General features: G+C 65.1%; 16 protein-coding genes. 8 read left to right on the forward strand and 8 right to left on the reverse strand.

Annotation, left to right across the window (positions count from 1 at the left end; translation table 11 throughout):
* Window positions 1–12: 12 nt before the first annotated feature.
* Window positions 13–996: a helix-turn-helix domain-containing protein gene (locus NLM15_RS22245; RefSeq protein WP_254119418.1), complete on the reverse strand. Its 984-nt coding sequence runs from the start codon at window positions 994–996 to the stop codon at window positions 13–15.
* Window positions 997–1,176: 180 nt separating this feature from the next.
* Here NLM15_RS22245 and NLM15_RS22250 point away from each other — a divergent pair, with 180 nt between their 5' ends.
* The 6 genes from NLM15_RS22250 (at window position 1,177) to fsrB (ending at window position 10,718) form a co-directional block, all read left to right on the forward strand.
* The gene (locus NLM15_RS22250) at window positions 1,177–2,373 is read left to right on the forward strand and encodes a serine hydrolase (RefSeq protein ID WP_254119420.1); all 1,197 of its coding nucleotides are present in this window, start codon (window positions 1,177–1,179) and stop codon (window positions 2,371–2,373) included.
* Between the two features lie 15 nt (window positions 2,374–2,388).
* On the forward strand, window positions 2,389–4,389 hold the full coding sequence (locus tag NLM15_RS22255) for a primary-amine oxidase (protein WP_254119422.1): 2,001 nt from the start codon (window positions 2,389–2,391) through the stop codon (window positions 4,387–4,389).
* A gap of 400 nt (window positions 4,390–4,789) precedes the next feature.
* On the forward strand, window positions 4,790–5,248 hold the full coding sequence (locus NLM15_RS22260) for a hypothetical protein (protein ID WP_254119424.1): 459 nt from the start codon (window positions 4,790–4,792) through the stop codon (window positions 5,246–5,248).
* A gap of 350 nt (window positions 5,249–5,598) precedes the next feature.
* Window positions 5,599–6,738, forward strand: a complete 1,140-nt coding sequence (locus tag NLM15_RS22265; protein WP_254119426.1) for a hypothetical protein — start codon at window positions 5,599–5,601, stop codon at window positions 6,736–6,738.
* Between the two features lie 639 nt (window positions 6,739–7,377).
* Window positions 7,378–9,372: a TonB-dependent siderophore receptor gene (locus NLM15_RS22270; RefSeq protein WP_254124321.1), complete on the forward strand. Its 1,995-nt coding sequence runs from the start codon at window positions 7,378–7,380 to the stop codon at window positions 9,370–9,372.
* Between the two features lie 53 nt (window positions 9,373–9,425).
* Window positions 9,426–10,718, forward strand: a complete 1,293-nt coding sequence (fsrB, locus tag NLM15_RS22275) for a siderophore utilization protein FsrB (protein ID WP_254119428.1) — start codon at window positions 9,426–9,428, stop codon at window positions 10,716–10,718.
* Here fsrB and acnA read toward each other — a convergent pair.
* From acnA to NLM15_RS22290, 3 genes are all read right to left on the reverse strand, one after another.
* Window positions 10,702–13,305: an aconitate hydratase AcnA gene (gene acnA / locus NLM15_RS22280; protein ID WP_254119430.1), complete on the reverse strand. Its 2,604-nt coding sequence runs from the start codon at window positions 13,303–13,305 to the stop codon at window positions 10,702–10,704. The genes fsrB and acnA overlap by 17 nt on opposite strands.
* Window positions 13,306–13,314: 9 nt before the next feature.
* The gene (locus tag NLM15_RS22285; protein WP_254119432.1) at window positions 13,315–14,628 is read right to left on the reverse strand and encodes an MFS transporter; all 1,314 of its coding nucleotides are present in this window, start codon (window positions 14,626–14,628) and stop codon (window positions 13,315–13,317) included.
* A 113-nt stretch (window positions 14,629–14,741) separates the two neighbouring features.
* On the reverse strand, window positions 14,742–15,617 hold the full coding sequence (locus tag NLM15_RS22290; protein ID WP_254119434.1) for a GntR family transcriptional regulator: 876 nt from the start codon (window positions 15,615–15,617) through the stop codon (window positions 14,742–14,744).
* A 283-nt stretch (window positions 15,618–15,900) separates the two neighbouring features.
* Between NLM15_RS22290 and NLM15_RS22295 the strand changes: the two genes are divergently transcribed.
* On the forward strand, window positions 15,901–16,980 hold the full coding sequence (locus NLM15_RS22295; protein ID WP_254119436.1) for a lactonase family protein: 1,080 nt from the start codon (window positions 15,901–15,903) through the stop codon (window positions 16,978–16,980).
* Between the two features lie 118 nt (window positions 16,981–17,098).
* A complete protein-coding gene (locus tag NLM15_RS22300) occupies window positions 17,099–17,914 on the forward strand; it encodes a hypothetical protein (RefSeq protein WP_254119438.1) in 816 nt (271 codons plus the stop codon).
* A gap of 103 nt (window positions 17,915–18,017) precedes the next feature.
* Here NLM15_RS22300 and NLM15_RS22305 read toward each other — a convergent pair whose 3' ends face one another.
* From NLM15_RS22305 to NLM15_RS22320, 4 genes are read right to left on the reverse strand one after another with little or no spacing between them, the layout of a single operon-like run.
* A complete protein-coding gene (locus NLM15_RS22305) occupies window positions 18,018–19,469 on the reverse strand; it encodes an aldehyde dehydrogenase (RefSeq protein WP_254119440.1) in 1,452 nt (483 codons plus the stop codon).
* A complete protein-coding gene (locus NLM15_RS22310) occupies window positions 19,466–20,227 on the reverse strand; it encodes an ABC transporter ATP-binding protein (RefSeq protein WP_254119442.1) in 762 nt (253 codons plus the stop codon). The genes NLM15_RS22305 and NLM15_RS22310 overlap by 4 nt, the downstream gene beginning before the upstream one ends.
* Entirely contained in the window at window positions 20,220–21,890 is a 1,671-nt protein-coding gene (locus NLM15_RS22315; RefSeq protein WP_254119443.1) for an ATP-binding cassette domain-containing protein, read from the reverse strand. The genes NLM15_RS22310 and NLM15_RS22315 overlap by 8 nt, the downstream gene beginning before the upstream one ends.
* Window positions 21,887–22,762: a branched-chain amino acid ABC transporter permease gene (locus NLM15_RS22320; protein ID WP_254119445.1), complete on the reverse strand. Its 876-nt coding sequence runs from the start codon at window positions 22,760–22,762 to the stop codon at window positions 21,887–21,889. Before NLM15_RS22320 ends, NLM15_RS22315 begins: the two co-directional genes overlap by 4 nt.
* Between the last annotated feature and the right edge of the window lie 62 nt (window positions 22,763–22,824).

Consider the following 22,824-nt stretch of genomic DNA (forward strand, 5'->3'; position numbering starts at 1 on the left):
GCGAACCGCGCGTCAGGCAGCCAGCCTGGCGCGCCGCAACGTCTGCGAGGGCAGCTCGGAGAAGTGGCGCTTGTAGTCGAGCGAGAACTGGCTGAAGTGCCAGAAGCCGTGCTGCACGGCGACATCGTAGACGGACGTCTCGGCGCCGCGCTTGAGGTCGCGCCGCACACGGTTCAGCCGCATCGCGCGCCAATAATGCATCGGGCTCGTGCCCACGACTTCCTGGAAGCAATAGCCGAGCTTGCGCGGGCTCGCGCCGACCGCCTTGCAGACTTCCAGCAGCGAGAGCGTGCGCTCGCCGCTGCCATGCATCAGCTCGCGGGCGCGGTCCACCGTCCGCTTGCGCGCCGCAGAGCTGCGGCCGGGATCGCTGGTTCGTGCGGTCGGCAGCATGTCCATGATCTCGACGAGGAGGGCGTCCTCCAGCACCTGCCGCGCGGCCGGATCGTCGAACTGTTCGGGCGCGGCCGTGATGGTCTCGTAAATGGTGGCGAGATGGGCGCGCAGTCGCGCAACCGGCGCCGCCGACATCTCGATCACCCGCAACTGGTGCCAGACGCTGCGCGGCAGCTCGATATCAAGCCGGGCGGCCAGCTCCTCGATCAGCGCCGCGCTGGCGACGACACCGCGCAGCTCGAACGCCTTCGGCGTGCACATGTCGACCTCGGCGTCGATGCAGGCGATGACCTGGGCGCCCGCAACGGCGGCGCCGTTGCAATTAACCTCGCCCTCGCCACGCCAGGGCAGGCCGATGCCGAAACTGCCGGCGCCGAGTTGGCCATATTGCCGGACCTGCTGGCTGGTGATCTCGCGGAACACCTCCAACCGGGGCAAAGACAGCTGGGTGAAACTGCCCCTGAAGGCACCGGCGCTGATCTGGTCGTAGCTGAGCCGCCAGCGGCCGAGCGTGGCGCAATGCTCGTCGACATCTGTACTGCTGGCCTGAAGCAGGTTAGCAGCCGAGTCTTGAATCGGAAGAGTTGCGCTTAAGACCATGACAGCACGTCGAAATTCACCACCCGACCGCCAGCAAGAACCACACCAGACTGGCACGCCCCACGCCCGTGTCCAGCAAAATATTGCTGGATCTCGATAACGCCCAAGGCGCCTTCCGCGCAGTCTGCCTCCTTGCCGTTCCCGACACCGGGGTTGGAATGGCCTTGCGGAGGGATCGAGATGCGACCGACGGACATCATGCGCGGCAGCCCGCCTGCACCCGAGGCCCAGGTGACACGCGCCAACTGGCGCAGCTCCCCCGCCATCCGCTGGGGCTTTACCCACACCCGCGAAGTGCTGCCGACCGCGGAGATCCGGCGCTCGGCGCAGCCGACATCGATGCCGAGCGCACCGCGCGAGCTGTCAAAGCTCGCCTTTACAGCGCCCGACGGCCAGCCCACCACGATCGAGGCGACGCTGCGCGAGACCTTTGCCGATACTCTCCTCGTCATGCATCGGGGCACGCTGATCCACGAATGGTATGGCGACGGCATGAGCGTGACCACGCCGCATCTGATCTGCTCGATCAGCAAGGCGGTCGCCGGCACGCTCGGCGGCGTGCTGGCGGCACGTGGCCTGGTCGATCCGGAGGCGAGGGTGGTGCGCTACGTGCCGGAGCTCGAGAGTTCGGTTTACGGCACCTGCACCGTGCGCAACCTCCTGGACATGGCCGTCGCGATCCAATTTGAGGAAGACTACGAAGACCCCGCCGGCGACGTCGCCCGGTACCGCTTCTCATCGGGCTGGGATGTGCCGCCACCCGGCGTCGAGCCCGGCCATCAGCGCGCCTATCTCGCCACGCTGCGCGGCACCGGCAAGCCGCATGGCAAGGTGTTCCACTACGTGTCGACCAACACCGAGGTGCTCGGCTGGGTCTATGAGCGCGCCTGCGGCATGCCCTACCACCGCATCCTCTCCGAATATCTTTGGCAGCCGTTGGGCGCCGAGGAGGACGGCTCGCTCACGCTCGACAGCCACGGCATGGGCCGCATTGCGGGCGGCATCTCCGTGACCGCGCGCGATCTGCTGCGGTTTGGTGAGATGATGCGTAACCGCGGCGTTGTGGAGGGGCGTCAAGTGGTGCCGGGCTGGTGGATCGACGACATCCGCGAGAACGGAGATGCCAAGGCCTGGGCGGACGGCGACCTCGCCGAGTTCTTTCCGGGCGCGCGCTATCGCAGCAAATGGTTCACAATCGATCCATCCCGCAATGCGCTGACCGGAATCGGCATTCACGGCCAGCATCTCTATGTCGATCTCGACTCGGACACCGTCATCGTCAAGCTCGCGACGCAGCCCAAGGCGATGGACGTCCCGATCGACCAACGCTGGTTCGCGGCCTTCCGCGCCATCACGACCCATCTCGCTCCGCGCTGATCTCTGGACATCACAATGCTCGAGACCGTCAAAGCCAAATCATCGCCGCAGACCGCAACGCTACATCCGCTCGATCCGCTGACCGCTGAAGAGATCACTGCGGCCTGCACGCTGGTGCGCGCCGCCGCGACATCACCCGTGAACTGCCGCTTTCCGACGGTGCGGCTGGAAGAGCCGACCAAGCAGGAGCTCGCCGCGGGCGGAGCGGGGCGCCGCGCCTTCGCGCTGACCCTGGATATAACGACTGGCGAAGCCATCGAGCACATCGTCGATCTCGCCCGCAATGAGATCGTCGGGCGAAAAGTCGTTCCGAACCGGGAGGCACCGTACGGACAGCCGCCGGTGATGCTGGAGGAGTTTTTCAAGTGCGAGGCCGTTGTGAAGGCCGACCCCAGGTGGCGCGCGGCGATGTACCGGCGCGGGCTCACCGACAAGGACATCGAGCTGGTCCAGGTGGACCCGTTCTCCTCGGGCTTCTTCGATTTCGAGTATGAGCGCGGCGCGCGCATCGTTCGCGCCGTCAGCTTCTTCCGCGAGCATCTCCAGGACAACGGCTATGCCCATCCGATCGAGGGCGTGGTCGCGGTCGTCGACCTCATCGGTGGCAAGATCATTGACCTCACCGACGCGGACCCGATCGTGCCGATCCCGCGCAAGAAGCGGAACTACGGCGCGCATGAGGTCCAAAACCCGCGCACCGACATCAAGCCGCTGCACATCGAGCAGCCGGACGGTCCGAGCTTCAAGCTCGATGGCTGGAAAGTCGACTGGCAGAAATGGAGCTTTCGGGTCGGCTTCACGCCGCGCGAGGGCCTGGTGCTGCATCAGCTCGGCTATCAGGACGGCGATCGCAGGCGTTCGTTGATCCATCGCGCCAGCGTCACCGAGATGGTCGTGCCCTATGCCGATCCGACCGCCAACCATTTCTGGAAGTCGGCGTTCGATGCCGGCGAATACGGGCTCGGCATGCTCGCCAACGCGCTCGAGCTCGGCTGCGACTGCCTCGGCAACATCCACTATTTCGACGTGCCGGCGGCCGACAACAAGGGCGAGCCCTTCGTCATGCAGAACGCGATCTGCATGCATGAAGAAGACTATGGAATTGCCTGGAAACACTACGAATTCCGCAACGGCCTGTTCGAGGTCCGCCGTTCGCGGCGCCTCGTCATCTCGTTCTTTGCGACCGTCGGCAATTACGATTACGGCTTCTACTGGTATCTCTACCAGGACGGCACGATCCAGCTGGAGACGAAGCTCACCGGGATCATCCAGACCGCCGCCGTGCCGTCAGGCGAGGCGTACAAATGGGGCGGGATGGTCGACGACAATCTGGGCGGACCGACGCACCAGCACTTCTTCAACGTGCGCCTGCACATGGATCTCGACGGCGGCGGCAACACCGTCACCGAGCACGAGTTCGTGCCGCGGCCCTGGGGCCGCGACAATCCGCATGGCAACGTGTTCGACACCACCACGCGCGTGCTGTCGCGCGAGCGCGACGCGGCGGCGATCGCAAACGGAGAGACCGGCCGGTTCTGGAAGATCAGCAATCCCAACGAGACCAACTCGGTCGGCGGATCGCCGGCCTACAAGCTCGTCGTCAATCCGAGCCCGCTGATGCTGGCGCAGGAGGGCAGCTATGTGCGCAAGCGGGGCGGCTTTGCCACAAAACACGTCTGGGTGACCGCCTTCGACGCGAGCGAAAAATACGCAAGCGGCGACTATCCCAACGTCCATGCCGGCGGCGACGGCCTGCCGCGCTATGCCGCGCAGAACCGCAACATCGAAAATACCGACATCGTGCTGTGGCACTCCTTCGGCCACACCCATATCTGCAAGCCCGAAGATTTCCCGATCATGCCGGTCGAATATGCCGGCTTCGTCCTGAAGCCGACCGGCTTCTTCGCCGCCAATGCCGCCGGTGACATCCCGCCGGAGCGCAACAGCCGCAGTGTGCTGGCGGGCGAGCCGAGCGGCGCGGGCGGAGGGGAGTGCTGTCGCACCAGAGACGCATAGGTCGCACTGCGTCACGTTCGCAACAGGCTGACCAACCTGGCTTCGTCAGCCGACTGCGCTTGTCATCGAACTGTCCGGACGAGGGAGTATCATTGTCGTTTCGGGGCCGACGACGTGCGCGTCCCAAACGAGTGCATCTCCTCCGTGAGCGCTCTCGACACCGACGTGTTTCGGCTTACGCTTCAATTTTAGGTTCAATGAGTATGTATGCCCAGCTGATCGTCCGGGGCATTCAAATGCAGGCGGTCGGCCCTTCTCCATCCTGCTTCGATAACGAAACGTCATTTCTGCGTTTTGACGAAGCTACGAGTGCGGCCAAGGGGACGCGTCGAAAAGTCTGCTTTCAATCGCTTGCCGAAGTGATACCATCTTAAAGTTGTATTTTGTAAGGAGATTTCCCATGACCCACGCGCTCAATCTCACGCTGCCGATCAAGCAGGATGCCGAGACCCTGGCCAAGCTGCAGCACCTCAAGGCCGTCTTCGCCGACGAGGTCCAGTCCAAAATCGCGGCTGCGTTGAAGCAGTCCCGGATCGTTCATTTCGCGCGCGTCGTCGTCATCGACGACAAATACATTCAGGTCATCACCGAATATGAGGGATCGCACCAGGAATACACGGAGTTCTTCCGGCGTGCGCTTACGCCGGTATTTGCCGCGATATTTTCCCTGGCAGATACCAAAGGCCTCGACATCAACGATCCTGCCTCGTTCTTCGAATTCTCGAAGAACGCCAACGCGCTCTCGCTGGGCAAGGCCACCGACGGTTCAACAGACATCAATGGTAACCCGTCCGGCTGGCTGTTCTCGGCTTACGACCACATGACGGTCGAAGAAATCCTGAAAAAGCTCGGGAAATAGCATTCAGGGCCGATTTGCTCTTTCGAGATAGGTCAGCCTTGAAGCTGCACCTATCGGCTGACCGTTCTTGCAGGACAGGCGCCATGGTGGATCTCGGCAATTTGCAAGCGATCGTTGCGCGAAGCTCCGCCAAGCCGCTGCTGGCGGTTCTGCTGTTCAAGTTTGGCGATGCCGGCGGCACCAAATCGTTCTTGCGGCAATGGATACCGCGGACGGCGGTGGGGGCGGGGCCGGACGCCGATGGTCCCGCGTTCCACTTCCTGTTCAGTTGGAACGGCATCGCGACTTTGTTGTCAGGCCACACCGACCTCGACGTCGCGCAGGGCCGTCGGCAGTTCGAGGCGGCTTTCGTGGACCCGGCGCAGGCGCCGGATGGCGGCATTGCAACACAGCTCGGGTTCTTCGACGCCAGCGCTCCCGCCGGATGGTGGGACGGCAAGTTCAAATCGGGCGATATCGATCTCGCCATCCACATCGGCTTCGATACGCCCGAGCAGAAAGCCGATTGCCTCGCGCAAATCCGGCAGTCGGCGACAGGCTTCGGTGTTCAGGAATTGGTGCTCGACAGTTGGGACGACGGTGCGCTGTCCGGCTGTCGGCCGGCCGACGGCCGCCTGCATTTCGGTTACCGCGACGGCATCACTGCGCCGAACATCGACTGGCAGGACGTGCCGGCTGCGAGGGCTTCCGACGCCGTCGATTGTCGCGAGATCGTCGTCGGTTATCCGAACAGCGATTTTCCCACGGCACCGTTCAAGCCCGGCCCTTGGCAGGACTTCGCGCGCGACGGCTCATTCGTCGGCCTGTCCTGGCTCTATCAGGACGTCGCGGGCTTCAACACATTCCTGAAGGAGAATGCACCGCAGGCGGCGCCGCATGTCGGGCCGGGGCTGGCGGAAGAATGGATCGCGGCCAAGATCATGGGACGCTGGCGACATGGTTCGCCGCTGTCACGTTTTCCGGATGCACCACCGTCCACCCCGCAACTGAACGACGCGTTCGGCTATAGCGACGATCCAAACGGCGTCAAATGCCCGCTCGGGGCTCACATTCGAGTGGTCAATTGCCGCGATCAGCCGCTGAAATTTGCCAATCAGATCCGTTTCCCCAACGGGCCGCCGCGCGTCATACGCCGCGGATTTTCCTATGGTCCTCATCTGGACGGCACGGTGGACGACGGGAAGGACCGCGGCATCGTAGGGCTCTTCTACTTCGCCAGGATCAACGAGCAATTTTATACCATCCTGCGGTGGATGCATCTGACGGACTTTGCCGACGCCTACAAGCAACTTCCGAACGGAACCAGCGCGCAGGATGCCTTGACCGGAAATCGGGCAGATCCGAAGGCCCAGACCCAGTTCCAGGTTACGCTTGCAGGGAACTCTTCCCTGACGTTCCAAATGAAGCAGTTTATCCGCTACAAGGGCGTCGCGGTGCTGTTTGCGCCGAGTGTCAAAGCGCTCAACACGATGATTGCTTCGCAAGGTTGAGTTGCCGGGACTGTTCTGGGTGGCTCGCCCGCGGTCAGCAGTCGGAGTGATCGTCGTCGCGGCGATTCGTTCGCGAGGGAGCAAGGCCGCCGCTTTCCAGGCGGTTGCGGACAAGCGGCGAATGCTCCCACTCTAGAAGCATTCCATATCAGAGCGCTCGCAGAAGCGAGCGATGCACCTAAATCCGGCCATGGGCGCATTCGCCGCACGGTTTATTCCCCAGTCTCGATAAATTCTAACGCCCGATCTCTCGCACTGAAAATGCCCCTGCGTTAGGGCGAGACTCCAAAAATCATTCCGGCAAAGCCGGCCGTGCGTGGGGCTTCAATAGACGTGCCAAACTTCCAACTTCGTTCGTGTTCCAATACGCGTGTTCGACAGCTTCAAGTGCTTTTCTTCGCCGCCGTCAGCACATCCGCTCTCAGCATTCCCTTCACATCCGTCATGGCCCAGACCCAGATTCCTGCGGTCTCGGTGGAAGCGCCGGCCCAGCGCGCGCGTTCTGCGACGGTGACCTCAACGCGGCGATCCGTGACGACACGTGCCGCACGCGCCGACCGGCGTTCTCCCGCGCAGCAAGCCACGCCAACGCAGTCGGCGTCATCGAATTCCAACACGGGCGAACGCGCCAATGGTCCGGTGCGCGGCTTCGTAGCGACTCGGAGCGGTACGGCCACCAAAACCGACACGCCCCTGATCGAGACGCCGCAGTCGGTCTCCGTCGTCACCACCGACCAGATCAGGAATCAGGGCGCGGTCTCGATCGGCGAGGCCTTGCGCTATACCGCCGGCGTCAGCGGCGACGTCAATGGCGGCTCGGACACCCGCTTCGGCGCCCTCCAGATCCGGGGCTTTGACACGACCATGTCAGGCCTCTACATCGACGGCTTGCGGGTTCCCTCCAGCAACTACGTGCATTTCAACGGCCTCGATCCCTACGGTGCCGAACGCCTGGAGGTCCTCAAGGGCCCGTCCTCGGCGATGTATGGCGGCAGCGGCACCGGCGGAATCCTCAACTACGTCACCAAGCTGCCGACCGCGCAGCAGTTCGGCGAGGTCTCGATCTCCGGCGGCAGCTTCAACCGCTATCAGGGCCAGTTCGACATGGGCGGCCCCGCCAACAAGGAAGGTACCGTGCTGTGGCGCCTCACCGGCGTCGTCCGCGACGGCGAAACCCAAGTCGACTTCACCAAGGACAACCGCGTCTTCATCGCGCCCGCCGTCACGTTCAAGCCGAACGAGGACACCACCATCACGATCCTCGCCGACTATCAGAGGGATCGGGCAGGGTGGGGCCTCCAGTTCCTGCCGGCCTCCGGCACGGTATGGCCCAACAACGGCCGCTCCATCCCGGTCTCGTTCTTTGCGGGCGTGCCGAGCTTCAACGCGTTCAACACCGAGATCGCGACCGCCGGCTACCAGCTCTCGCACAATTTCACCGACAACATCACGTTCCGGCAGAACCTGCGCTACGCCTATCAGCACAACGAGGAGAAGGTGTTTTACGGCGGAGGCTACACCAACGAGGCCGCGGGGCAACTCGCGCGTTTCGGCAGCTATAGCAACACGTACATCAACTCCTTCGCGGTGGACAATCAGCTCCAGGGCAAGTTCACCACCGGCTTCCTCAGCCACACCACGCTGGTCGGGATCGACTATCGCAACACCACGTTCCGCGACACCGCCTTCGGCGTCACGACCTCGGCACCCGAGATCAATGTCTTCAACCCGGTCTACAGCTACGACTGGACGATCGGCGCCATGAACGACAATACCGGCGTCAAGCAGTCGCAGGTCGGCCTCTACGCGCAGGACCAGATCAAGTTCGGCCGGCTGTCGTTCCAGCTCGGCGGCCGCCAGGATTTCGTGACGACGCAGGTCGACAGCAATCTCCCCGCTGCCAACACGTCGGTCTCGAAGGATGCTTCGGCCTTCACCGGCCGTGCTGCCGTGATGTACAATTTCGACAACGGCATCGCGCCCTATTTCAGCTATTCCGAGTCGTTCCTGCCGGTGCTCGCGACCGGGCCGTCCGGACAGATGCTCAATCCCGAGACCGGCGTCCAGTACGAGGTCGGCGTCAAGTACCAGCCGCTCGGCTGGAACGCGCTGTTCACGTTTGCCGCCTTCGACCTGACGCGCGACAACGTCGTCGTCTTTGCGCCGCCGAGCTATCTCGCCGAGCAGATCGGGCAGGTAAAATCGCGCGGCATCGAGCTCGAAGGCACGATGTCGCTCGCCGACGGCTGGAACCTGCGCGCCGCCTACGCCTATGTCGACGCCGAGCTCTCGCGGGATCCCGTCAATCTCGGCAAGGCGCCGCCCACGGTGCCGCTCAACCGCGCTTCGCTGTGGAGCGACTACACGCTCCAGAACGGCCCGCTCGCCGGCCTTCAATTCGGCGGCGGCATCCGCTACGTCGGCGCGACCTGGGGTGACGACGCCAACACCTTCAAGGTGGGATCGTCCACCGTGCTGGACGCGCTGCTCGCCTACACCCGCGACAATTGGCGTCTGTCGCTGAACGTTACCAATCTCGCCGACACGCGCTATGTCGCCGCCTGCTACAGCCTGTCCGGCTGCTTCTACGCGGAGGGGCGCAAGGCGATCGGCAAGCTGACCTATCGCTGGTGAGTTGTGAGGACGGTCCGGCCATGGCAGCCGGTCCCGCTTGATGAGAGAAGACGATGAGAGCGATATTCGGCAAACTGCATCGCTGGGCGGGACTGCTGACGGCCGGATTCCTGTTCTTCTCCGGCATCACCGGCGCGATCATCTCCTGGGACCACGAGATCGACGACGTCCTGAACAGCCATTTGTTCGACGTCACCAGCAAGGGCCCGGCCATTCCCTCGATCGAGCTCGCGAAGATGATCGAGCAGCGCGATCCCCGCGCGCGCGTCGTCTACCTCTTCCTGACGCCGGAGGAGGGGCACTCGCTGTGGTTCTTTGTCATGCCGCGGATCGATCCTTCGACCGGTAAGCGGTTTGCGATGGACTACAATCAGATCTTCCTCGATCCCAATACCGGCACGGAGCTGGGCCGGCGCTATTGGGGCGCGGTGTGGCCGGTGACGCGGGAGAATTTCGTCTCGTTCCTCTACAAGCTCCATTACACGATGCACATTCCGGAGTTCTGGGGCAGCGACCGCTGGGGCATGCGCGTGCTCGGCGTGATCGCCATCATCTGGACCATCGATTGCTTCGTCGGCTTCTATCTGACGCTGCCTTCGCGGCGGCGCGCCAAGGCCGCGCGGGCGCCTCAAGTCACGCGCCAGCTCGAGCGCGGCTTCTGGGCACGCTGGGCCCCGGCCTGGACCATCAAGACCTCAGGCAGTGCCTACCGGATCAATTTCGACATCCATCGCGCCTTCAGCCTGTGGACCTGGGGCGTGCTGTTCATCATCGCCTTCACCGCGTTCTCGCTGAACCTCTATTTCGAGGTGTTCTCGCCGATGATGAAGATGGTGTCGAACTACACGCCGACGCCCTATGAGCAGCGGCCCTATCGCGGTCTCGACGATCCCATCGAGCCCAGGGTGACTTTTGCCGACATCGCCGCGCGCGCGGCGGCCGACGGCAAGGCGCGAGGGTGGAGCATCCCGGTCGGCTCGATCAGTTACGGCCCGGCCCATGGCGTCTATGCCGCGGCGTTTTTCCATCCCGGCGACGATCACGGCGCCGGCGGCGTCGGGCCGGCGCAGCTCTATTACGACAGCGAGGACGGCCGTCCGATCGGCGAACGGCTGCCCTGGGTCGGGACCGCCGCCGACATCTTCGTGCAGGCGCAATTCCCGCTGCATTCGGGCCGCATCGTCGGGCTGTTCGGCCGCATCCTGATCTCGATCATGGGCCTCGTCGTGGCCGCGCTCTCGGTGACCGGCGTCGTGATCTGGTGGCGCAAGCGCCGCGCCCGCGTCCGCGTGCGCGAGACCGCCGCGGTGCGGCTGAGCCGGCAGCAACTCACGCCGGCGGAGTAGGGCTCAGCGCACCGCGCAGGATCAGGGGCAGCAGGCCGCCGGCCCGCAAGATCTCGCATTCGAGACTGGTCTCGATCGCGGCGATCGCCTCGAACGTATCAACATCCTTGCCATCGCGACGAATGCGAATGGGCACGCCACCGCGTGGGCGGATCGCCTCGATCGGCGCATCGATCTCGATCTCGTCGGTCGGGCGAAGGCCAAAATCCTGCGGCCGGCGATCGGCGGGCAGGCGAAGCGGCAGGACACCCATGCCGATCAGATTGGAGCGGTGGATGCGCTCGAAGCTGAGCGCCAGCACCGCGCGCACACCGAGCAGGGCCACGCCCTTGGCGGCCCAGTCGCGTGACGAGCCCATGCCGTAGCGTTCGCCGGCGAGCACCACAACGGAACGTCCTTCTTCGGCGTAGCGGTCGGCCGCACGCCACAGCGCCAGTTGCTCGCCCGAGCCGGCATGAACCGTGCTGCCCGGACGCAGATCGCCGGCCAGCCAATTGCGCACGCTCTTGTTGGTGAAGAGGCCGCGCAGCATCACCTCCCAATTGCCGCGGCGCGAGGCAAAGACGTTGAGATCGTCGGAAGCCTCGCCGCGGCTCACCAGATAGTCGCCGGCATCGCCGGTCGCCGGAATCGCACCCGCGGGCGAGATGTGGTCGGTCGTGATGTCGTCTCCGAGCACGAGCAGCGGCGTCGCGGCATAGCGGCCGAGCCGCGTGCCCTTACCAAGGCTCGCGAAGGGCGGGCGACGGATATAGGTCGACGCCTCATCCCAAGGAAACAGCGCCGCGCGGGACGCATCGAGCGCGGCCCAATCGGCGCTGGCCCCGGCGGCCTCATAGGCGGTCGCATAGTCGCTTGCATCGCGCGCCTGTGCCAAGGCAGCGTCGATCTCGGCGCCCGTCGGCCAGAGATCGGCGAGGTGGACGTCGCGCCCATCGGCGCTGGGCGCGATCGGATCTTGCAGGATGTCGCGCCGCGCGTCGCCGGCAAGCGCAAAGGCGACCACCAGGGGCGGCGAGGCGAGGAAGCCGTTCTCGACCTGGGCGTGGACGCGGCCAGGGAAATTGCGGTTGCCGGAGAGCACGGCGACCGGCGCGATCTTCTGCGATGTCACGGCCTCGGCCATGACAGGCGCGAGCGGGCCGGAATTGCCGATGCAGGTGGTGCAGCCATAGCCGACGATGCCAAAGCCGAGCGCTTCGAGATCGTCCATCAGACCGGCGCGGCGCAGATAGGCTTCGGCAGTAGGCGACCCCGGCGCAAGCGAGGTCTTCACCCAGGCGGGCGGCGTGAGGCCGAACTGCCGGGCCTTGCGGGCGAGGAGGCCCGCGGCGATCAGCAGGCGCGGATCGGAAGTATTGGTGCAGCTCGTGATCGCGGCGATCGCGACCGAGCCGTTGGCCGGCGCATTGGCGGGAGAGGCGGTGGCGTTGAGCCCGAGCGCCTCGGCGCTGCGGCTCGCCGCGATGCGATCCTGAGGGCGGCGCGGGCCGGCAAGACTGACCTCGACCTCGCCGAGATCGATGGTGAGGGTGTCGGTGTAGCGCGGGCTGCATTCCGGATCGAACCACAGACGCTGCCGGCGGGCGTAGGCTTCCACCAAGGCGACCTGCTCGGGCGAACGGCCGGTCTGCGCGAGATAGTCGAGTGTGTGCCGGTCGATCGGGAAGTAGCCGGAATTGGCGCCGAACTCCGGCGTCATGTTGGCGACGACGGCGCGGTCGCCGGCGGACAGTGTGGAGACGCCGGGGCCGTAGAATTCGACGAAGCGGTCGGCGAGATCGATGCGGCGCAGGCGTTCGGTGACTGTGAGTGCGAGATCCGTGGCGAGCACGCCCTCGCGCAAGGCGCCTGTAAGACGCACGCCGACCACGTCGGGCACGCGCAGCATCACAGGCATGCCGAACATCACAATTTCGGCTTCCAGGCCGCCGACACCCCAGGCCAGTACGCCGATGCCGTTGATCATCGGCGTGTGGCTGTCGGTGCCGATCAGCGTGTCGGGTGCGGCCCATAGCGTGCCGTCACGATCGAAAGCGGAGACGACGCTCGCCAGGCGTTCGAGGTTCAACGTATGCATGATGCCGGTGCCGGGCGGGTGCACGCGGACCCCTGACAGGGCCGAGGTCGCCCACTTCATGAAGCGATAGCGCTCGGCATTTCGCTTCAGCTCCAGTTGCATGTTGTGCCTGAGCGCCCCCTTGCGCGCGAACGCGTCGACGCCGATCGAGTGATCGGTCGAGACGTCCACCGGCAGCACCGGGTTGAGCCTGTTGGGATCGCCGCCGGCTTCCGCCAGCGAGGCGCGCAGGCCTGCGATATCGACTAGCGCAGGGCCGCACGTCGTGTCGTGCATCAGGATGCGCGCGGGCTGGAAGGCGATCTCGCGCTCGCTGGTGCCATGCGCAAGCCAGCCTCGGATCGCGGCGACAGCCTCCTCGCGCTCCTCGCCGGCGTTGCGGAGCACGTTTTCGAGGAGGACGCGCAGGATCACCGGCAGGCGCGTGAGATCGTCGCCCAGTACGCCTGCGATATCCGCGATGCGGTAGGTCTTGTCCGCGACGGAAAGGGTCGTGGGCTCGGTCATATCAACTCCTCAGGCGTGCTGCTCGGCCGGTCTGGCGCGCGCAACACCGGTGCTTTCCATCCGGGCAAACCAAGTCATCAGGAAGGAGACGAACAGCAGGCCGCTCAGGAACAGCAACCCGCCATAGGTGCTGCCGGTCCAGTCCTTGATGGCGCCGATCGCGTAGGGGCCTGCAAAACCACCTAGATTGCCGATCGAGTTGATCGCGGCGATCGAGACCGCCGCGGTCGATCGGCTGAGGAACAGCCCCGGCAGCGACCAGAACGGCGACTTGAAGGCGTAGATGCCGGCCAGCGCCAGCGAGATCAGCGCCATCGCGATCGCCGGCTGCACGACGAGGCCGGTGCAGCCGAGCGCGACCGCGCCGAGCAGGAGCGGCAGCGCCGAATGCTTCTGCCGCTCGCCAGTGCGGTCGGAATTGCGCGACCACAGCACCATCATGACCGTCGCAAACGCATAAGGCAGCATGGCGACGAGGCCGATCTCGAAATTGGTCAGGGATGACGAGAGGCCTTTGATGATCTGCGGCATCCACAGGCCGATGCCGAGATTGCCGACCTGGTAGATGAAATAGATCACAGACAGAAACAGCACCTTCGGATTGGTGATCGCGGCGATGACGCCGAGATGCTCGACATCGGGACGCGCGGCGTGATCCTTGCGCAGCTCCCCGGAGAGCCAGTCACGCTCTTCCGCCGTGAGCCAGCGCGCCTGCTCGGGACTGTCGGTCATGATGAAGTAGTTGACGATGCCGGCGATCACGGCAGGGCCGCCCTCGAGCAGCAGCATCCAGCGCCAGCCGCTGAGGCCGAAGCCGGAGACGTGATCCATGATCCAGGTGCTGAGCGGCGCACCGAGGAGATACGACACCGGGATCGCCGCGGTGAACAGCGCGACCGTGGTGGCCTGCTCCTTGGCGCGGAACCAATAGGTCAGGTAGATGATGATGCCGGGAAAGAAACCGGCCTCGGCGACGCCGAGCAGGAAGCGCAGCACGTAAAGCTGGGTCGCGCTCTGCACGAAGGCGGTGGCGGTCGCGACGATTCCCCAAGTGATCAGGATGCGCGAAATCCAGATGCGCGCGCCGTATTTGTTGAGCGCAACGTTGCTCGGCACCTCGAACAGGAAATAGCCGATGAAGAAGATGCCGGCGGCAAAGCCGAAGGCCTCGCTGGTCAGCGCCAGCTCCTTGTTCATCTGCAGCGCCGCGTAGCCGATATTCGCGCGGTCGAGATAGGAGATCACGTAGAGCACGAAGCAGTAGGGCACGATGCGCCAAAACACCTTGCGCGTTGCGGACTGCTCGACTGACGTCGTGGACATGGCGGCGCTTCCTCGGGGCTTGTGGTTTTGGCGCGCTTGTCCGTCCCTCCGGCAGCCGCACTGGGAAGCCTTATTGCATTTTAAATTATAAAAGACAAATACTCAGTAGGGCCCTAGACGCGGGGGATCTTGATCAACCCTGCGCCGGAGATATGGACCCGGAGGAAGTCGGCGGCCTCCTGGCGCAGGCCATTCTCCAGCAAATCCAGGATGTTGAGGTGCTCCCGGCATTGCTGGGGCAGGCGGCTGCGATCGACCGTGATGCGATATTCGACGAGGCGGCGCAGCCGGTTGACGCGCTTGACCGCGTCGAGGAAGAACGGATTGCCGCTGCAGATCATCAGCATCTCGTGGAACTCGTTGTTGGCGGCGAAAACCTCCGCGCGTGAGGCCCGCTTGTAACCACCGTCGAGCAGCCATTGCTGTTTTTCGCGTGCCGCCGCAAAGGCCGTGCGGTCGACCTGAAAGCTCGGCAACAGGAGGGCCTGCGGCTCCAGCGCAATGCGCAACTGATAGCCCTGCTGATAGCTCTCGCGCGAGGTCAGCAGTGGCCCGAAGGCCCAGCCATTGCCGGGCAGGCGCTCGATCCAGCCTTCATCGGCGATCTTGGTGAGGACCTTCAACAGGCTCGTGCGCGACAGGCCATAGCGGCGCATCAGCTCGCTTTCGCTGACGCGTTCGGGCAGCTTGCCGGACAGGCGGTCTTCGGCGATCGCAAAATACCATTCGTCCTCCTGTTCCGCGCCGGTATCGGCGGTTTCAGGCAGCTCGCGTGCACTCTTGACCAGGAAGAAGCCGCGGTTCGGCTCCGAACGCACGACGTTCATGTCCTCCAGCATTTGCAGCGCGGCGTTGATCGGCGCGCGCGAGACGCGGAGCGCGTCCGCAAGCGCCTGGCTCGGCAGATGCTGATCGGCCTCGAGATCGTTCAGGCGGATGTAGTCGAGGATCCGCGCGGTCATCTGGGCGGCGAGGTTGGGGCGGGGCATGCGAACGACTCAAAGAGGGTCCAGAGCAGGGATCATTGGCCGAGCGGCCGGATCGGCACAAGCGGCGGCATCGCCATTGTACCTACCCCACAATTGTGTTTTAAGTAATAAAAAGCAATATGGGGAACGGGCGATGTCGCTAACGAAATTGCCGGCCGGGCCGTCCCGGCGGGGCGAGATTTCCCGGCGGGGCCTGGCGCATCTGACGATCGGCGGCGTCTTGGCTGCCGCCGCGCCATCTCAATCGCGCGCGCAGCCGCGCCAGGCAATGGGAGAGCAGACCATGTCCGAAGGATCAGCCTCGTACGTCTATGTCGGTGCGCGCACCACGAAGGAGCGCAACGCCCGCGGCGACGGTCTCAACGTCTATCGCATGGACCATGCGAGCGGCGCCTGGACGCACCTCCAGCTGCTCGGCGATCTCGTCAATCCCTCGTTCCTGGCCTTCGACCGCACCCGGCGATTCCTCTACACCGTGCATGGCGATCTCAGCGACATCACCGCGATGGCGATTGATCCCGCGACCGGCCGGCTCCGGGTGATCAACCGGCAGAGCACGGAAGGCAAGAATCCCGTCCATCTCGCGATCGACCCGAGCAACCGCTTCGTCGTGGTCGCCAACCACATCACCTCGACGTTGGCGCTGCTGCCGCGTCAGGAAGACGGCTCGCTCGGTGTGGCGATCGATCTGGTCAAGCTGGAGGGTAAGCTCGGGCCGCACCGGGTGGAGCAGCCCTTTGCAAAGCCGCACCAGGTGGAATTCGATCCGTCCGGCGCCTTCGTCATCGTGCCGGACAAGGGGCTGGACGCCGTCTTCACCTACCGGATCGACGCGGAGAAGGGGAAGCTGGTGCAAGCCGGCCCGCCGGTGCAGGCCCGTGAGGGCGCCGGTCCCCGCCACGTCGCGTTTCATCCGGCAGGCCGGCTCGCCTACGTCGTCAACGAGCTGGATTCGACGGTGACAGGCTATCGCTTCGATCCGGGTAACGGCGCGTTGACGCCGTTCCAGGTCGTCTCCGCCGTACCCGACACTTTCACCGGTAACAGCCGTGCGGCGGAGATCGCCGTGTCGGACGACGGCCGGTTCGTCTATGCTTCCAACCGCGGCAACGACAGCATCGCAATGTTTGCGATCGACGCCGCGAGCGGCCGGCTGACGCCGGCGGGCTGGACATTGAGCGGCGGCAAGACGCCGCGATTCTTCGCGCTCGGCGTGTCCGACAAGTTCCTGTTTGCCGCCAACGAGGACAGCGACACCGTGACCATGTTCACGCGCACCGGGGATGGCCGCCTCGTCGCCACGGACAAGGTCGTGAAGGTCGGAAGCCCGGTTTGCATCCTGCTCAGGGATAGCCAGTCATAGGCGTCAGGAGGCCATTCGGCGGCCCAGCGTCGTCGAATCGGCGGCGGCCTGCAGCCCATGAACCTTCACGCCCGGCACCGTCACAAAGACTGGAGATCGCTCCCAGCCGGAACTTGCCATGAGATCGCTCGCCTTGCTCTGCCTCCTCGTCTTCGCCGCAAGCGCCCGTGCGGCCGGCCCCGAGCAGCATTATCTCGACCTGCGCGACCGCTACATCGCAAAATTCTCGAAAGCCAAGGAGAACGACGAGACCTCTAAGCAGCACGATGCGGCATTGAAGGAGCTGACAGGCGTGCTGCGCGGCCTGGTCGGGCCCGTCACGATCAAGGGCCTGCCGGCAGAGGGCAAGTCGAACGCCGATACGCTGTTTAAGGGCGACTCCGGCTTCGGCCATCTCGACGGTCTCGGCTTCGCCTCCGAAGGTGACAAGCTTCAAGCCGTGGTGACCACCACGGGGCTGCTCAAGCACTGGCTGCGTGAGCACCGCGAGGACGGCATGCCGCAGGAGATCGGCGCGGCCTTCACGTCGGACCGCTTCTACTATCAGGCGATCCAGGATGCGGCATTCGCCAAATATGCCGAGCTGCCGGTCACCAAGCCCTCAGGAGCAAGCGCCGCCGTCGCCGTGCTCGGCGTGCGCGGCAATGGCGACCTGAAGGCGCCGCCGCGTGAAATCGACGTCGTCGCCATCCAAGGCGACAAGGTCTTCTTCCTCGCCAGCAGCGACGCCGTGAAGACCGCCGAGATCCCGGCCTGCGAAAAAGTCTGGAAGCAGATGATGGCCAGGAAGACTCCGCAGGACGCCATGGCCAAAGAGGACCAGGCCATGGATGCCTACACAAAATGTTTCGCCAAGGAAGCACCGAGCCAGAGCTGGTTCGCGGCAGCGGTGAAGAAGGCGCAGAGCCAGTTGGAGCTGCTGCCGCTGCGCTAAGGCAAACTGCCGCCGAGATTCGGGCCGCGGCCGCCTGCCGACGACCATCCGATGAACAGTCGGATGGTCGCCGGGCGCAGTCAGCGCGAGCGCAGGCCGCGGTTCAGAACGGATAATGGCGAGGTCCGGTCTGCACGGTGATCCAGCGCAGCTCAGTGAACTCGTCGATGGCCGCTCTTCCGCCGAAGCGACCGTAGCCTGACGCCTTGGTGCCGCCGAACGGCATCTGCGGCTCATCGTGCACGGTGGGCGCATTGACATGGCAGATGCCGGCCTCGATCCGCTTGGCAACGCCGAGGGCGCGCGCGATATCGCGGCCGAACACGGCCGAGGAGAGACCGTATTCGGTGTCGTTGGCCACTCGCACGGCCTCGTCGACCCCGCTGACGCGGACGACGGTCACGACGGGGCCAAAACTCTCCTCGCCATAGATGCGCATCGCCGGGGTGACGTGATCGACGATGGTGGCTGGCATGATGGTGCCGCTGCCATGTCCGCCCGCTGCGATCACGGCGCCCTTGGCGACGGCATCGTCGATCAGCCCCCTGACACGGTCGCAGGCCGCAGCGCTGACAAGCGAGCCGAGCACGACATTGCCCTTGCCGGGATCGCCGTGGGGCAGGCTCTTCGCCTTCGCGGCAAACTTGGCGACAAAGGCGTCCGCCACCTTGTCGTCGACGACGATCCGTTCGGTCGACATGCAGATCTGGCCCTGGTTCATGAAGGCGCCGAAGGCAGCGGCGTTCACGGCGGCGTCGAGGTCGGCATCGTCGAGGATGACCAGCGGCGCCTTGCCGCCAAGCTCCAGCAGCGCGCGCTTCAGATGCCTCGCGCAAGCCAGTGCAATGAGGCGGCCGACCCGGGTCGAGCCGGTGAAGTTGACGCGGCGGATCGCGGGATGGGCGATCAGCGCCTCAACCACAGCCTGCGCATCCTCCGGCGCATTGGTCACGACATTGACGACGCCGTCGCCAAGGCCGGCCTCAGTCAGGCAGCTTCCGATCAGGCGATGGACGCCTGGGCTCATCTCGGAGGCCTTCAGCACCACCGTGTTGCCGCAGGCGAGGGGCATCGCGACGGAGCGCACGCCGAGGATCACCGGTGCATTCCACGGTGCAATGCCGAGCACGACGCCGACCGGCTGGCGGTAGGCCATGGCGAGATTGTCGGGCTTGTCGGTCGGAATGACCTCGCCCGAAATCTGCGTCGTCATGGCGGCGGCCTCGCGCAGCATGCCTTCGGCGAGGTGCACGTTGAAGCCGGCCCAGCCGGCGGTGGCGCCGGTCTCAGCCACCATCAGCGCGGTGAACTCCGCCGCTCGGCGCGCGAGAATGTCAGCGGCCGCGCTGAGCCGCTTGCGGCGCTCGGACGGGCCGAGCTGTGACCAGGCCGGGAAGGCGGCGGCCGCAGCGTCGGCAGCGCGCATCGCATCGTCGATCGAGGCTGCCGCCACTGTTGTCGCAACCTCGCCGGAGATCGGATTGTGGCGCTGGAACGTGCGCCGATTGCTGGCCGACTGGTCCTTGCCGCCGATGAGAAGGTCGATTGCGTTCATGGGGCTCTCCGTGGGTTGCGGGGTGATGTTGGTGGAGGTGATATGGCGCGCGCCTTGCCGAGATAGGCGCGCTGGATCTCGGGATCGTTCTTCATTGCGGCAGCCGGACCATTGCCGGCGTTACGGCCGGACTCGATCAGGTAGACGCGGTCGGCGATGTCGAGGCTGGCCCGCGCATTCTGCTCGACCAGCAGCACGCCGACGCCGTCCGAGCGGATCTGCGTCAGCGCGCGAAACACCTCGCGGCTGAGCAAAGGCGACAGGCCGAGCGAGGGCTCGTCGAGCAGCAGCAGCAGCGGGTTCGACATCAGCGCGCGGCCGATCGCGACCATCTGCTGCTCGCCACCGCTCATGGTGCGGACCGCCTGGCTCATGCGCTCGGCAAGGCGCGGGAACAAGTTCAGGATCCTGTCGAGTCGGTCGGATTCGCCTTCACGGGCACGGGCGGGATAGGCGCCCAGCTGCAAGTTCTCGGCAACCGTCAGATCGCCGAAGACGCCACGACCCTCCGGCACCAGGGCGATGCCTCGCTCCACGATCAGATGGGCCGGCAGCTCGCCGATGCTCTGTCCGTCGAAGCGCATCGTCGCGCCCGGCGCGGGCTTCACCAGACCCGCGATACTCTTGAGCAGCGTCGACTTGCCGGCGCCGTTGGCACCGAGGATGGCGACGATCTCGCCTTGCGCAATGTTGAGCGCGACGTCGGCCAGAGCCTGGTGCTTGCCATAGAAGTGGGAGAGGGCGGCGACCTCAAGCATCCTCGCCTCCGAGATAGGCGGCGACGACCTTCGGATCGGCCAAAACCTCGTCCGGCGCGCCGCGCGCGATCACGCTGCCGGCGTTCATGACGATGCAATGGCCGCACAGCGCCCGGATCGCATCCATGACATGCTCGACCATGATGATGGTGAGGCCACGGTCGCGCAGCTTTCCGATCAGGGCGATTCCGGTCTCGAGCTCGCTCGGATTGAGCCCCGCCAGCCATTCGTCGAGCAGCACGAGGCGCGGCTGTAGCGCCAGCGCACGGGCGAGCTCCAGCCGCTTCTGGTCGATATAGGTCAGCTCGCCCGCGGGCGTTTCGTGCATCGCCACGAGCCCAACCAGATCGAGCAATTCGCCTCCCGTTGCCTCCGAGCCGCTCGATGTGGAGAACAGCCGCGCAGCCGCGACGTTTTCAGCGGCGGTCATATCCGGCATCACGCGCACCAGTTGGAAGGTGCGGGCAAGGCCGAGACGCGCGATCTGGTGCGCGCGCAGGCCATTGAGCACGGTGCCGCTGAACCGGATCGTGCCTGACGAGGGCCGCAAGGCCCCGGACAACGTATTCAGGAGCGTCGTCTTGCCGGATCCATTGGGCCCGATGATGCCGATGATCTCGCCCGGCGCGACCGTGAAGCTGACGCCGTCGACCGCGCGCAGCCCGCTGAATGACTTGCTAACGCCGTCGACCGCGAGGAGCGGGGACTCCATCTTGCGGGCGGAAGCAGCGGCGGGACCTCCGGCCGGAACACGCCAGCGTCCGGCCCCAAACAGTCCGATCACGCCGTTCGGCAGCACCATGACGATGAGGACGAAGATGACTCCGAGCACGATGCTGAAATGGTTGGGCAGCGTCGCGGTCAGCACCTCGAACAGCAGTACCAGCGGAATGACGCCCAGCACGGGGCCGAACAGCGAACCCGCGCCGCCCAGCAAGGCCATGATCACGACCTGGAACGAAATCGTTGGATTGAAGGCAATCGCAGGATCGATATAAGTCCAGCGTGGCGCCATCACCGCACCGGTCACCGCCATGAATGTCGCGCTCAGAACGAACACGCCGAGCTTGACCCGCGTGGCATCGATGCCGGAATGGCTCGCCGCAGTCTCGTCGGCGCCGATGGCGCGCAGGGCCAGCCCATAGCGCGAGCGCCCGAGCAGCCATCCCACCAGGAAAACGAGCGCGGTGAGGGCGAGAAGCTGCCAGTAGAGAATGTCCTGCGTCACCGCACTGAAGAGATAGCGGCCGACCGATTTGTGAATGTTGACCTCGTACCAGATCACGAGCTGCCGGATCAGCTCGGCAAGGCCGAAGGAGAAGATCACGAAATAGATGCCTGATAGCCTCAGCGTCGAAAGCCCGGTGATGGCGGCGGTGAGCGCGCCCACGCCCGCCGCGGCCAGCAGCACGACGGGCCAGGGCATGGTCTCGCCGAGCACCGCGGCGGTGTAGGCGCCGAGGCCGAAGAATGCGACGGTCGCAAGCGAGACGTAGCGGGTGGGACCTGAGAACATCGCCCACGCGGTTGCGAGGATCGTGAAATAGAGAACGCTGATGCCGAGCGCGAGATAGTAGCCGTTGACGTAAAGCGGATAGGCGATGACGGCCCCCGCCAGGAGGGGGGCAACACACCACAGCAGAAGGCGGAGAGGCTCGCTCACGACGCTGTCCTCCCGAACAGGCCCGTTGGCCTGATCAGCAGCACGCCGAGAAATAGTGCATAGGTCGCAGCCAGCGTCAGGCCGGGATCGACCAGCCGCGCCACCGCGGTTTCGACCACGCCGAGCAGCAGTCCCGCGACCAGCGCGCCCATGACGTTGCCGACGCCGCCCATGATGACGACGACCAGCGCCTTCATGGTGAAGACCACGCCCATCGCGGCATTGAAGGTGAGGAACATGCTGACGAGCACGCCGCCGACGGCCACGAGGCCGCCGCCGAAGGCAAACGCAAATCCTGACAATGCCGCCACGTCGATCCCGACAAGGCGCGCGGCATTCGCGTCCACCGCGATGGCGCGGACGGCGGTGCCGATCCGCGTGCGGGTGAGGGCGAGATACACGGCGCCGCCGACCAGGGCCGCAAACAGCAGCGCGACGAGGCGATTGACCGCAAGGGTCGACCCCATGATCGTCAGCGGAATCGAGAGGTAGCTATAGCTGTAATACTGGCCGCCGAAGGCAACTAGCATGGCACCCTGGATCACGAACAACACACCGAAGGTGACGAGGATGCTGTCGATCTCCTGCGCGCCCCGGTCCTTGCCCCGCCGCATCAGCCGTTCGAGCAGGAAACGATAGAGCAGCCAGTTCAGCACCATCGCGACCGGAACCGCGAGCAGCAGCGCGGCCAGCGGGCTGAGGCCGAGACCGCTGTAGAGCGAGAACGCGCCGAAGGCGGCCGCGACCAGCGACTCCCCGTAGGAGAGGTTCATGATCCGCGCCACGCCATATTGCAGCGTCAGCCCGAGCGCGATCAGCGCGTACATGCCGCCAAGCACGAGGCCCGGCAGGACGATGTCGACAAGCAGCATGAAACGGCGTCCCCTGGACCGGACGACGGGCAGGCCTCGCAGCGCAAGGCCTGCCTGCCAAA

Source organism: Bradyrhizobium sp. CCGB20, from assembly GCF_024199855.1.
Taxonomy (GTDB): domain Bacteria; phylum Pseudomonadota; class Alphaproteobacteria; order Rhizobiales; family Xanthobacteraceae; genus Bradyrhizobium.

Coding starts and splice junctions, on each gene's coding strand:
- NLM15_RS22245 (WP_254119418.1), bottom strand. CDS start 996: ATGGTCTTAAGCGCAACTCTTCCGATTCAAGACTCGGCTGCTAACCTG.
- NLM15_RS22250 (WP_254119420.1), top strand. CDS start 1,177: ATGCGACCGACGGACATCATGCGCGGCAGCCCGCCTGCACCCGAGGCC.
- NLM15_RS22255 (WP_254119422.1), top strand. CDS start 2,389: ATGCTCGAGACCGTCAAAGCCAAATCATCGCCGCAGACCGCAACGCTA.
- NLM15_RS22260 (WP_254119424.1), top strand. CDS start 4,790: ATGACCCACGCGCTCAATCTCACGCTGCCGATCAAGCAGGATGCCGAG.
- fsrB (WP_254119428.1), top strand. CDS start 9,426: ATGAGAGCGATATTCGGCAAACTGCATCGCTGGGCGGGACTGCTGACG.
- acnA (WP_254119430.1), bottom strand. CDS start 13,305: ATGACCGAGCCCACGACCCTTTCCGTCGCGGACAAGACCTACCGCATC.
- NLM15_RS22285 (WP_254119432.1), bottom strand. CDS start 14,628: ATGTCCACGACGTCAGTCGAGCAGTCCGCAACGCGCAAGGTGTTTTGG.
- NLM15_RS22290 (WP_254119434.1), bottom strand. CDS start 15,617: ATGCCCCGCCCCAACCTCGCCGCCCAGATGACCGCGCGGATCCTCGAC.
- NLM15_RS22295 (WP_254119436.1), top strand. CDS start 15,901: ATGTCCGAAGGATCAGCCTCGTACGTCTATGTCGGTGCGCGCACCACG.
- NLM15_RS22300 (WP_254119438.1), top strand. CDS start 17,099: ATGAGATCGCTCGCCTTGCTCTGCCTCCTCGTCTTCGCCGCAAGCGCC.
- NLM15_RS22305 (WP_254119440.1), bottom strand. CDS start 19,469: ATGAACGCAATCGACCTTCTCATCGGCGGCAAGGACCAGTCGGCCAGC.
- NLM15_RS22310 (WP_254119442.1), bottom strand. CDS start 20,227: ATGCTTGAGGTCGCCGCCCTCTCCCACTTCTATGGCAAGCACCAGGCT.
- NLM15_RS22320 (WP_254119445.1), bottom strand. CDS start 22,762: ATGCTGCTTGTCGACATCGTCCTGCCGGGCCTCGTGCTTGGCGGCATG.